Source organism: Arthrobacter sp. 10N410, assembly GCF_056394945.1.
Genome location: NZ_JBFTIP010000003.1, coordinates 178,876 through 190,447, shown reverse-complemented (window position 1 = coordinate 190,447; position 11,572 = coordinate 178,876). Strand labels below are relative to the sequence as shown.

Genomic DNA, 11,572 nt, shown 5'->3' with positions numbered 1-11,572 from the left:
CCAATATGAACGCAACGGTGATGCGCGTCACTTCATCCCCAATGATGGAGAAACACGCAGAACGGACGTGATGCGCACCCCAAGCCGCATCGAAGTCCAGCCTATACAAGGAGAACACCATGGCCTCTCAACGAGGAGAGTCAGCGGCAACCGCCGCGGCGCCGGTCAAAAAGCGCAAGGGGCTGGACAAGTCCCACTACCTGTACATCGCAGTCATTGTCGCCGTGGTCCTCGGCGCCCTGGTCGGCCTGATCTTCCCCGAGGTCGGCAAGTCCCTCAAGCCGCTCGGCGACGGCTTCATCAAGCTCATCAAGATGATGATCGCCCCCGTCATCTTCTGCACCATCGTGCTGGGCATCGGCTCGATCGCCAAGGCCGCCACGGTCGGCAAGGTCGGCGGCCTGGCCCTCGGCTACTTCATCGTCATGTCGACCTTCGCGCTGGCCATCGGCCTCGTCGTCGGCAACCTGATCCACCCGGGTGAGGGCCTCAAGCTCGCCCCGTACGATCCCAACAAGAAGGCCGCCACGGACAGCACCGTCGACTTCCTGCTCGGCATCATCCCGGGCGACATCCCCGTGCTGCCCACCCTGCTCGCCGCTATCCTGGTCGGCTTCGCGCTGCAGAAGATGGGCCCGCAGGGCACCCCGATCCTGAAGGCCATCGGCCACGGCCAGGCCCTCGTGTTCCGCATCCTGATCATGGTCATGTGGCTCGCCCCGGTCGGCGCATTCGGTGCGATCGCCGCCGTCGTCGGCGCCACCGGCGTGCAGGCCATCATCAGCATGGCCACCCTCATGGTCGCCTTCTACATCACCTGCGCGGTGTTCATCGTCGTGATCCTGGGCGGCCTGCTCCAGGTCGTCTCGGGTGTCAACATCTTCCGCCTGATGCGTTACCTCGGCCGCGAATACCTGCTGATCTTCTCCACGTCCTCCTCCGAAGCGGCCCTGCCCCGCCTGATCGCGAAGATGGAACACCTCGGTGTCTCCAAGCCCGTCGTCGGCGTCACGGTCCCCACCGGCTACTCCTTCAACCTCGACGGCACGGCCATCTACCTGACCATGGCCTCCCTGTTCGTCGCCAACGCGATGGGCACCCCGCTGGACCTGGGCGCCCAGATCTCGCTGCTGATCTTCATGATCATCGCCTCCAAGGGCGCCGCCGGCGTCACCGGCGCCGGCCTCGCCACCCTGGCAGCGGGCCTGCAGGCCCACCGTCCGGAACTGCTTGGCGGCGTGGGCATGATTGTCGGCATCGACCGCTTCATGTCCGAGGCCCGCGCGCTGACCAACTTCACCGGCAACGCCGTGGCGACCGTCCTGATCGGCACCTGGGTCAAGGAGATCAACGGCGGACAGGTCGAGCGTGTCCTCTCCGGCGCCGAGCCCTTCGACGAGCAGACCATGATCGCCGGCCACACTGGGCACGTGGCCGCCGACCAGCCGGCCGGCCAGGCCGCGCAGCCGGTGCCGGTCAACGCCTGAGCACCAGCCCGAACGCACTGAAATCGCCCGGACGCGCACCCCGCGTCCGGGCGGTTTCGTTTGCGGCGGGGTCCCGGTGCCAGGCAACCCTCGACCTCTACCAGAGGGTCAAGGCGCGCGGAACGGCGGTTGTCAAGGTCCGTCGAATACCGTGTCGGGGGCTGTAACCTTGGGAGGAATAACGATCCTTGCCGGGCGGCCGCAAGCAAGATGAGGCCGCAACATGAGCCAGTCAGCACAACAAGCAGCCGGCAGGGTCAGGCACGAAAATCACCGTCATCGAAAGTGTGGATAGATACGTGAGCAGCGAACAGGGTTCAGCCACTCTGGAAGGCACCGGACTCGACCTGGAAGACGCCATCATGGGCCCCACCGGGCGCCCCCAACGCGACTTTCCGGAGCCCGCGCCGCTGTCATCCCACGGCCCGGCCCGGGTCATCGCCATGGTCAACCAGAAGGGCGGCGTGGGCAAAACCACGTCCACCATCAACCTGGCCGCTGCCCTGGCCGAATACGGCCGCCGCGTACTGCTGGTCGACTTCGACCCGCAGGGCGCCCTCTCTGCCGGCCTTGGCACCAATCCGCACGAGCTGGACCTCACGGTCTACAACGTGCTGATGGACCGCAAGGTCGACATCCGCGACGCCATCCAGAAGACCGGCGTCGAAAATGTGGACCTGCTGCCGGCCAACATCGACCTCTCCGCCGCGGAAGTCCAGCTGGTGAACGAGGTCGCCCGTGAACAGGTCCTGGACCGGGCCCTGAAAAAGGTCGAAGACGACTACGACGTTGTCCTGATCGACTGCCAGCCCTCGCTCGGGCTGCTCACGGTCAACGCGCTGACCGCGGCCCACGGCGTCATCATCCCGCTGATCTGTGAATTCTTCGCCCTGCGCGCCGTGGCGCTGCTGGTCGAGACGATCGACAAGGTCCAGGACCGGCTGAACCCCCGCCTGCAGGTCGACGGCGTCCTCGCCACCATGTACGACTCCCGCACCCTGCACGGCCGCGAGGTCATCGCCCGGCTCGTGGAGGCCTTCGGGGACAAGGTCTTCGAGACCGTGATCAAGCGCTCCATCAAGTTCGCCGACGCCACCGTGGCTGCCGAGCCGATTACCAGCTACGCCGGCAACCACGCCGGTGCCGACGCCTACCGCCGCCTGGCCAAAGAGCTGATTTCGCGCGGCGGCGCGCCCTAACCAGGGCTATGGCGGCGACGGGAACCGCGACGGCAGAGCTGTCGCCGCCCGGGAAGAAGCCCGGATTCGAGGTCCGGCTGGCCAACTTCACCGGCCCTTTCGACCTGCTGCTGGGCCTGATCTCCAAGCACCAGCTGGACATCACCGAGGTGGCGTTGGCCACGGTCACCGACGAGTTCATCAAATACATCAAGGGGCTGCAACGGCTGGGGGAGGACTGGGCCCTGGACGAGGCCAGCGAATTCCTGGTCATCGCCGCCACCTTGCTGGACCTCAAGGCGGCCAGGCTGCTGCCCGCCGGCGAGGTCGAGGACGACGAGGACATCGCGCTGCTCGAAGCCCGCGACCTGCTCTTCGCCCGGTTGCTCCAGTACAAGGCCTTCAAGCAGGTTGCCGGACTGATCGGCTCGACGCTGGAGCTGGAGGGCCGGCGCTACCCGCGGCAGGTCGCCCTGGAGGGCCAGTTCGCCGCCCTCCTGCCCGAGCTGGTCTGGAAGCACACCCCGCAGCAGTTCGCGGCTCTGGCCGAAGCGGCCCTGAAGCCCAAGGAAGCAGCCCCCACCGAGGTGGGCCTCGCCCACCTGCATGGCACGCCGGTAAGCGTGAAGGAGCAGGCCGAAATCATCGGCCACCGCCTGCGTCTTGGCAAGGCACTCACCTTCCGGGCCCTGATCGCCGACGCCGAGTCCACCCTCGTAGTGGTGGCCCGGTTCCTCGCGCTGCTGGAAATGTTCCGGGACAAGGCAGTGGGCTTCGACCAACTGCTTCCCCTCGGCGAGCTGTCCGTGCACTGGACCGCCGACGACCCGGACTGGAGCAGCGACAAGCTGAGCGAAGAATACGAGGAGCAGCCGTGACCGAAGCACCCACCTCTGCCACAGCCGGCGGGGCCCCGTCAGGCGCGGCCGGATCCGACGCCGGCGACTCCCGGGTTCCGGACGTTTCCGGACTGCCCGGCGGCGCCCGTGCCGCGCTGGAGGCCGTGCTCATGGTGGTCGACGAACCGGCCACGGCCACGGAGCTGGCCGCCGGCCTGAACCTGACGGTCGACGTCGTCGAGGGCCTGCTCGGGGAACTGCAACGGGAGTATAACGGCTATACTGGTAATGCCCCGGATGCGGACGACGCCAGCACTGCGATTAATCGTGCTGGTTTCGGTGCCGCCCCCCGGGGTTTTGAATTGCGGAATATCGCCGGAGGCTGGCGGATCTATTCCCGCGCTGAGTTCGCCGACGTCGTAGGCGGATTCGTGCTGGAAGGACAGACAGCCAGGCTGACGCAGGCGGCGCTCGAAACGCTCGCCGTCATCGCCTACCGCCAGCCCGTTTCCAGGGCGCGGGTGTCTGCAATTCGAGGGGTCAATGTTGACTCCGTCGTGCGGACGCTGACCCAGCGCGGACTGATCGAGGATTCGGGAACCGATCCTGAGTCCGGGGCCATCCTGTACCGCACGACGTCGTATTTCCTCGAACGTATGGGAATCGGCTCGGTGGCTGAGTTGCCTCAGCTTTCGCCCCATCTTCCAGGGCTTGAAGGCATAGCAGAGTTTTACGACGCAGGAAGAATGTAGGCAGGAATGCTGCCTGCGTAACGAGTATCCACCAGGGCAGAACCATTTGCCCGGCCGGTGGGGGCTGCCGTGAGGCAGCCGCCGCGGGCCAACAAACGAAGGACGGGTCATGACACAGGCGGGACGCCAGGGTTCACCACGTAACGGTTCGGGACGCACCAGCGCCGGACATCAATCAGCACGCACCCAGGGTGCGGGCGGCGCCGGCCGAGGCCAGCGCGACTTCTCCAAGGGCGGCGGCGACCGCCCGTTCAAGCGGCCCAAGCCGCGCGAAGAGGCTTTCATCGATCCGGACCTGAACCCCGCGGGTTCAGCTCCGGAATCCGGGGACCGCAACGGCGCCAAGCCGGCAGCGCGTAAGCCGGCCGCCCGCAAGCCTGCGGCACGCAAGCCCGGTGCCGGCAAGGTCCCCGGTACGCCGGGCGCGCTCAAGCCCAAGCCGCGCATCGGCGCCGGAGCGGCCAAGGCCACCGGTTCCAGCGCGTTCGGCGGCGAACGCTTCGGCCAGAACCTCGGCCCGGTCCGGAAGCCGGCCCGCAAACGCGGCCCGCGCGGACCCGTGCCGCAGTCCGAACTGCACGATGCCGACGGTGTCCGTCTGCAAAAGGTCATGGCCTCCGCCGGCGTCGCCTCCCGGCGCGTCTGCGAGGAAATGATCGCCGAAGGCCGCGTCGAGGTCGACGGCCAGGTCGTCACCGAGCTCGGCATGCGCGTCGACCCCAAGGCGTCCGTGATCCACGTGGACGGCCTGCGCATCCAGCTGGACGAAAACATGGTCTACATGGTGTTCAACAAGCCCAAGGGCGTTGTCTCCACGATGGAAGACCCGGACGGCCGTCCGTGCGTCAGCGATTTCGTCCGCAACCACCACGGCGAACGCCTTTTCCACGTCGGCCGGCTCGATGTCGCCACCGAGGGGCTCCTGCTCCTGACGAACGACGGCGAACTCGCCAACCGCCTGACGCACCCCTCCTACGAGGTGCCCAAGACGTACCTCGTCCAGGTCCGCGGGCCGTTCCCGCAGGGCGTCGGCGCGCAGCTCAAGGCCGGCGTCGAACTCGAGGACGGCATTGCCTCGGTCGACTCCTTCAAGCTCGTCGACTCGACCCCGGGCCACGTGCTGATCGAGGTCGTGCTGCACTCGGGCAAGAACCGCATTGTGCGGCGCCTCTTCGACGCCGTCGGTTTCCCGGTACTGCGCCTGGTCCGCGTCAAGGTCGGTCCCATCGGCCTGGGCGACCAGCGCCAGGGCAGCATCCGCAACCTCGGCAAGCAGGAAGTCGGCCACCTGCTGGCATCCGTGGGGCTGTAAGGCATGTCCGCTTTTCGCACCCACGGCCGCGGCCACCTGAACGGGCCGGTCGTGGTCGTGGGCACCGGACTGCTGGGCACCAGCATCGGGCTGGGGCTCCGGGGCCGCGGCGTCGCCGTGTTCCTCTCCGACCCGTCGCCTACCAACCAGGCCGTCGCCGTCGACATCGGCGCAGGCCTGCCCTTGGCGCGCCTTGACGGCGAAACGCCGGAACTCGTCGTGGTCGCCGCGCCGCCGGACGTGACCTCCGACGTCGTCGCTCGCGCCCTCGCGGACTACCCGCAGGCCGTTGTGGTGGACATTGCCAGCGTCAAGGCGTCCATCCAGGCGGAGCTGCGCGAGCGCGGCGCCGACCTGGGCCGCTACGTCGGCACCCACCCGATGGCGGGCCGGGAAAAGTCCGGCCCCGTCGCCGCCCGCGGGGAACTGTTCACCTCGATGCCGTGGGTGCTCTGCCCCACGCCGGAAACCCGGCCCGAGGCCCTGCAGGCGGCGCGTGCGCTGGCCGGGGACCTGGGCGCCGTCGTCTCCGAATTCGGTGCCGAGGAACACGACGAGGCCGTGGCGCTGGTCTCGCACCTGCCCCAGGTCATGTCCTCCCTCGTAGCCAGCCGGCTGCAGGGAACCCCGCTGCACGCGCTCTCGCTGGCCGGCAACGGGCTGCGGGACGTGACCAGGATCGCCGCGAGCGACCCCACGCTCTGGGTGCAGATCCTCGGCGCCAACGCGGGCAAGGTCGTGGAGATCCTCTACGGCGTCCGCGAGGACCTGAACCGGCTGATCGGAACCCTCGAGGATCCGACCGCGCCCGGTGCCAGGCTGGACCTTGCCCAGCTGATCAGCGAAGGCAACGCCGGCCAGGCCCGGATCCCGGGCAAGCACGGCGGACCGCCGCAGGCCTACTCCTGGCTGACCGTCCTGGTGGACGACACGCCCGGCCAGATCGCCAGGCTCCTGACCGAGATCGGCGAGATCGGCGTCAACCTCGAGGACCTCCGGCTGGACCACTCCTCAGGACAGAATGTCGGCATGGTGGAACTCTCCGTGCTGCCCAACAAGCACGAGCTGCTCATCGAAGCCCTCAACGACCGTGGATGGCGGGTACTCCAGTAATGACCCAGGAACTCATTGAAACGGTGGACGTCGTCCGCCCCGGCAAGAGCCTCGTCGTCGCAATCGACGGCCCCTCCGGCTCAGGCAAATCCAGCGTCAGCAAAGAGGTGGCGCGCCGGCTCAGGCTGGCCTACCTCGACACCGGCGCCATGTACCGGGCCCTGACCTGGTTCTGCCTTGACACCGGCCTGGACCTCGCCGACGCCGAAGCCATCGAAGCCGCTGCCGAGACGCTCCAACTGGAGATCAGCACCAGCCCGCAGGAAGAGTACGTCCGGGTCGCGGGTGCCGACATCACCGAGGCCATCCGTGAACCGGGCATCTCCGCTGCGGTCAGCGCGGTCGCCACCACGCTCGGGGCACGGACCGAACTGATCCGCCGGCAGCGCGCGCTGATCGAAAAGCACCACCGCCGCATGGTGGTGGAGGGCCGGGACATCACCACCGTCGTCGCTCCCAATGCCGAGGTGCGCATGCTGCTCACCGCCAGCGAAGAGGCCCGGCTTCGCCGCCGCGGCATCCAGCTCGGCGGCAGCCAGAACGCCGAACAGCTTGCCGCGCAGGTCACGGCGCGGGACGCCAAGGACTCCACCGTGGTGAACTTCACGCAGGCCGCCGACGGCGTGGTCACGCTGGACTCCTCGGACCTGGACTTTGCCCAGACCGTTGACGCGGCCCTCGGGATCGTGCACCGGGTCGTCACCCACACGGCCATCAACCACACGGCCATCAACCACACGGCCATCAACCGTGACTGAGGGCTCAGCCGGGGCGCAGCTTCCCGGCCGCTGGTTCAAGCACGGGACCATGGCCTGGAGCCGGCCGGTCGGCTGGCTGCTGGACCATCTGGTGTACCGGACCTCCGTCCAGGGCCGCGCCAACGTCCCGGCGGCGGGGCCGGTCATCTTCGCCGGAAACCACATCAGTTTCCTGGACGGCCCGGTCATGTTCGGTGCGGCGCCGCGGCCGATGCACATCTTCGTCAAGAAGGAGATGTTCAAGGGCTTCCTGGGCCTGGTCCTGAAGGCCTCCGGCCAGTTGGCGGTGGACCGTTCGGGTGACCGGGCGGCGCTGGAACGGGCCAAGAGCGTCCTCGACGCCGGACGGTGCGTCGGGATCCTGCCCGAAGGCACGCGGGGGAGCGGAGAGGCCGCCGCTATCAACAACGGGGTGGCCTGGCTCGCGCTGAACTCGGGGGCCACCGTGATCCCGGTAGCCATCCTCGGGACCAGGATCAGCGGCGAGCACCTCAACGCGGTTCCCCGTCCCGGCCGGCGGCTGCACGTCAGCTTCGGCGGGGCCCTCACCGTCAGCCGCAGGCCCGGGGAGACCGGGCGTGCTTCAATGGACAGGGTGGGAACCGAGATCCGCGCCGCACTGGCACGGCACGTCCAGGACACAATTCAGAGCAGCGGGCAGCGCCTGCCCGACGCGGATTCACCGCAAGAACCACAGACAGCAGTAGCCGCGACGCCGGCAGATCACCACCTAAGGAAAGTGCAATGAGCGATACGACTCAAACCCCCGGCCATTTTGGCGCCGGCGAAGACGAATACACGCCCACCGGCACGGACCAGGTGGCGGAGAATCTTGCCGCCCTGGACGACGAGGAAGCCGAGCTCCGCGCGGCCTCGCTCCGCGCCGGCCTGGACGACTACGAACTGGACGAGGAAGACGCCGCCCTGCTGAGCGGGCGCTACGAGGACGAGGACTTCGACGGCCCGGTCAAGCTTGACCCCGTCCTGGCCATCATCGGCCGGCCGAACGTCGGCAAGTCCACCTTGGTCAACCGCATCCTGGGCCGCCGCGAAGCCGTCGTGGAGGACACCCCCGGCGTCACCCGTGACCGCGTTATGTACTCGGCGCACTGGAACGGCCGGAACTTCACCGTGGTTGACACCGGCGGCTGGGAGCACGACGCCCGGGGCATCCACGCCCGCGTCGCCGAGCAGGCCGAGATGGCCGTGGAGCTCGCCGACGCCGTGCTGTTCGTGGTGGACTCCGCCGTCGGCGCGACCGCCACGGACGAAGGCGTCATGAAGATGCTGCGCAAGTCCAAGAAGCCGGTCATCATGGTGGCCAACAAGGTCGACGACTTCGCCCAGGAAGCCGACTCGGCCGCGCTCTGGGGCCTCGGCTTCGGCGAGCCGTACCCGGTCTCCGCCCTGCACGGCCGCGGCGTCGCCGACCTGCTCGACCATGTCATGGACACGCTGCCGGAGTTCTCCACGATCGAAGGACTCGAGCGCAGCGGCGGCCCGCGCCGGATCGCCCTGATCGGCCGGCCGAACGTCGGCAAGTCCTCGCTGCTGAACAAGCTCGCCGGCTCCGAACGCGTCGTCGTCGACAACACCGCCGGCACCACCCGTGACCCGGTCGACGAGTTCATCGAACTCGGCGGCCGCACCTGGCGCTTCGTCGACACGGCAGGCATCCGCCGCCGCCAGCACATGGCCCAGGGCGCCGACTTCTACGCCTCGCTGCGCACCCAGAGCGCGCTCGAAAAGGCCGAGGTCGCCGTCGTGCTCCTCGCCGTGGACGAGGTGCTCAGCGAGCAGGACGTACGCATCCTGCAGCTCGCGATCGAGTCCGGCCGCGCGCTGGTGCTCGCGTTCAACAAGTGGGACCTGCTCGACGACGAACGCCGCACCTACCTGGAACGCGAAATCGAACAGGACCTCGCCCACGTGGCGTGGGCGCCGCGCGTCAACATCTCGGCCAAGACCGGCTGGCACAAGGACCGGCTGGTTCCTGCCCTGGACACCGCGCTGGAGAGCTGGGACAAGCGCATCCCCACCGGACGGCTCAACGCCTTCCTCGGCGAACTGGTGGCGGCACACCCGCACCCGGTCCGCGGCGGCAAGCAGCCCCGCATTCTCTTCGGCACCCAGGCCTCCAGCCGGCCGCCGAAGTTCGTGCTCTTCACCACCGGCTTCCTGGATCCCGGCTACCGCCGCTTCATCACCCGCCGGCTCCGCGAAACCTTCGGCTTCGAGGGCACGCCGATCGAGGTAAACATGAGGGTCCGGGAAAAGCGCGGCAAGAAGCGCTAATTCCGAACGCGCCCGCCGAGGGAAAAAGTTCCCGTGACACAAGTGAAAGTGTCACGGGCACCCTCCGGAATCGTGTAAGCTTTTGGAGGTGGTTCGGCCGGACTGCTCGGATGAAATCCATTGGATAACAACAGGACATCATCAAGAGCGGAGAACGGCGGAACCAACGGGCTGTAGCGCAGCTTGGTAGCGCACTTGACTGGGGGTCAAGGGGTCGCAGGTTCAAATCCTGTCAGCCCGACCAACAGAAAGTACCCCGCCATTCCGGCAACGGAATGGCGGGGTTTTCTGTTTCCCGGACCGGTCGACTTCGTAAAGCGGCTCCTGGAAAAGTCCTACTTCAAAAAGCGCGACGTCCGGCGGTCCGCCAGGATCTTTCCCTTCGTCTGGCAGTGCGGGCAGTACTGCAGCGCGGTGTCGGCAAAGGAGACCTCTCGCACGGTGTCTCCGCAGACCGGGCATGCTTCGCCGGCCCGGCCGTGCACCCGCATGTGGCTCCGCTTGGCGTCCTTGAGTTCGGCCGGCGGTTTCCCGCGGGCCTCGGCCAGTGCCGTGCCCAGGATTTCGTGGACGGCGTCGTACAGGCGCTCTACCGCCGCCCGGTCCAGGGCGCCGGCGATGGCGAACGGGGAGATCCTGGCCGCGTGCAGAATCTCATCGCTGTAGGCGTTCCCGATGCCGGCGATGACGCCCTGGCTGCGCAGCAGCCCCTTGATCTGCTGCTTGCCGGCCGCGAGGATCCCGGCCAGGGTCTCGACGTCGAACCCCGGGCTGAACGGATCCGGTCCGAGCGCCGCGATCCCCGGCACATCCGTCGGGCTGCGGACCAGGTAGACCGCCAGGCTCTTCTTGGTGCCGGCCTCGGTCAGGTCCAGGTCAAGTGGTCCGCCCCCGCTGGAAAATGACAGCCGCGCCGCGATATGCCCGCTGCCCATTTTCAGCACCGCGCCGGTGGGCGCGTCGGTGAACCGCACCCAGCCGGCGCGGGCAAGGTGAAAGACAAGATGCAGCCCGTCGGCCTCCAGGTCCACGAACTTGCCATGGCGGCGCACCCCCGTCACGGTCCTGCCTTCCAACGCCGAGATGGGAGGATCCGCCGTCTTCAGTACCGCAAACGAGACGATCTGGATTTTCGTGAGGACCGCACCGCGCAGGCGCGTGTCCAGGAAATCCGCGAGGGCTGCCACTTCCGGTAGCTCAGGCATGGGCAAATCCGACCGGAACGGGTGCAGGTGCTGCCATGGCCCCATCATGCCAGAGTCCTCCCGGGGTCCGGCCGGATATGCCTATACTTTCAGCGGCGGCCCGTTCGATCGGCCGCCGTCGACCTTGGTGATTGACCAGACGAAAGGCCCGCCATGAGCATCATTCCCGAAGAGCTGTCCTACACCGCGGAACACGAATGGGTCTCCGCCCCGAATGCCGACGGAGTCGTGCGTGTGGGGATCACGGATTTTGCCCAGGACGCGCTCGGGGACGTCGTCTACGCCCAGATGCCGGAGGTCGGCACTGACATCAAGGCCAACGACGTCGTGGGGGAGGTCGAGTCCACCAAGAGTGTCAGCGACATCTACGCCCCGGTCAGTGGCGAGGTAGTGGCCCGCAACGAGGCCCTGGACACCGATTCCGCCCTGATCAATTCGGATCCCTACGGCGAGGGCTGGCTGATCGAAATCAAGCTCGCAGAAGCCGACGCCGTGGAGTCGTTGCTCAGTGCATCGGAGTACGAACAACAGGTAGGCTAATGGGAAGGTCTCCGGGCCGTGTTACTGGACACAGCAGTTGTTGGAGACAGCAATTACTGGACACAGTGGCCGGCCGGGGGGACTGACTACCGG

Annotated in this window: 11 protein-coding genes and 1 tRNA gene; 11 read left to right on the top strand and 1 reads right to left on the bottom strand. The window is 67.6% G+C overall.

The genetic code is table 11. The annotated features are described in order from the left end of the window. Nucleotides 1-119 precede the first annotated feature (119 nt). From AC1DB8_RS08630 to AC1DB8_RS08585, 10 genes are all read left to right on the top strand, one after another. Nucleotides 120-1,487: a cation:dicarboxylate symporter family transporter gene (locus AC1DB8_RS08630; RefSeq protein ID WP_476892767.1), complete on the top strand. Its 1,368-nt coding sequence runs from the start codon at nucleotides 120-122 to the stop codon at nucleotides 1,485-1,487. Between the two features lie 299 nt (nucleotides 1,488-1,786). Further along, complete coding sequence (locus AC1DB8_RS08625) at nucleotides 1,787-2,686, top strand: ParA family protein (RefSeq protein ID WP_441418907.1); 900 nt, start codon at nucleotides 1,787-1,789, stop codon at nucleotides 2,684-2,686. 8 nt (nucleotides 2,687-2,694) lie between these two features. Next, nucleotides 2,695-3,543 (top strand): segregation and condensation protein A, encoded by an 849-nt coding sequence (locus AC1DB8_RS08620; protein ID WP_476892766.1) that lies wholly within the window; start codon nucleotides 2,695-2,697, stop codon nucleotides 3,541-3,543. 92 nt (nucleotides 3,544-3,635) lie between these two features. Next, entirely contained in the window at nucleotides 3,636-4,256 is a 621-nt protein-coding gene (scpB, locus tag AC1DB8_RS08615) for an SMC-Scp complex subunit ScpB (protein WP_441418937.1), read from the top strand. A gap of 109 nt (nucleotides 4,257-4,365) precedes the next feature. Further along, nucleotides 4,366-5,568: a pseudouridine synthase gene (locus AC1DB8_RS08610; protein WP_441418905.1), complete on the top strand. Its 1,203-nt coding sequence runs from the start codon at nucleotides 4,366-4,368 to the stop codon at nucleotides 5,566-5,568. Nucleotides 5,569-5,571: 3 nt separating this feature from the next. After that, nucleotides 5,572-6,681, top strand: coding sequence for a prephenate dehydrogenase (locus AC1DB8_RS08605; protein WP_441418904.1), 1,110 nt, complete (start codon nucleotides 5,572-5,574; stop codon nucleotides 6,679-6,681). Next, entirely contained in the window at nucleotides 6,681-7,439 is a 759-nt protein-coding gene (cmk, locus tag AC1DB8_RS08600) for a (d)CMP kinase (protein WP_476892765.1), read from the top strand. The genes AC1DB8_RS08605 and cmk overlap by 1 nt, the downstream gene beginning before the upstream one ends. A 49-nt stretch (nucleotides 7,440-7,488) precedes the next feature. Next, complete coding sequence (locus AC1DB8_RS08595) at nucleotides 7,489-8,187, top strand: lysophospholipid acyltransferase family protein (protein ID WP_476893026.1); 699 nt, start codon at nucleotides 7,489-7,491, stop codon at nucleotides 8,185-8,187. Then, nucleotides 8,184-9,734, top strand: coding sequence for a ribosome biogenesis GTPase Der (gene der / locus AC1DB8_RS08590; protein ID WP_346959094.1), 1,551 nt, complete (start codon nucleotides 8,184-8,186; stop codon nucleotides 9,732-9,734). The genes AC1DB8_RS08595 and der overlap by 4 nt, the downstream gene beginning before the upstream one ends. A 167-nt stretch (nucleotides 9,735-9,901) precedes the next feature. Continuing rightward, nucleotides 9,902-9,978, top strand: a tRNA-Pro gene (locus tag AC1DB8_RS08585). Nucleotides 9,979-10,069: 91 nt separating this feature from the next. Here AC1DB8_RS08585 and AC1DB8_RS08580 read toward each other — a convergent pair. Continuing rightward, nucleotides 10,070-10,939: an Fpg/Nei family DNA glycosylase gene (locus AC1DB8_RS08580; protein ID WP_476892764.1), complete on the bottom strand. Its 870-nt coding sequence runs from the start codon at nucleotides 10,937-10,939 to the stop codon at nucleotides 10,070-10,072. Between the two features lie 153 nt (nucleotides 10,940-11,092). Between AC1DB8_RS08580 and gcvH the strand changes: the two genes are divergently transcribed. Beyond that, nucleotides 11,093-11,479, top strand: a complete 387-nt coding sequence (gcvH, locus tag AC1DB8_RS08575) for a glycine cleavage system protein GcvH (RefSeq protein ID WP_138769663.1) — start codon at nucleotides 11,093-11,095, stop codon at nucleotides 11,477-11,479. Nucleotides 11,480-11,572: the final 93 nt, after the last annotated feature.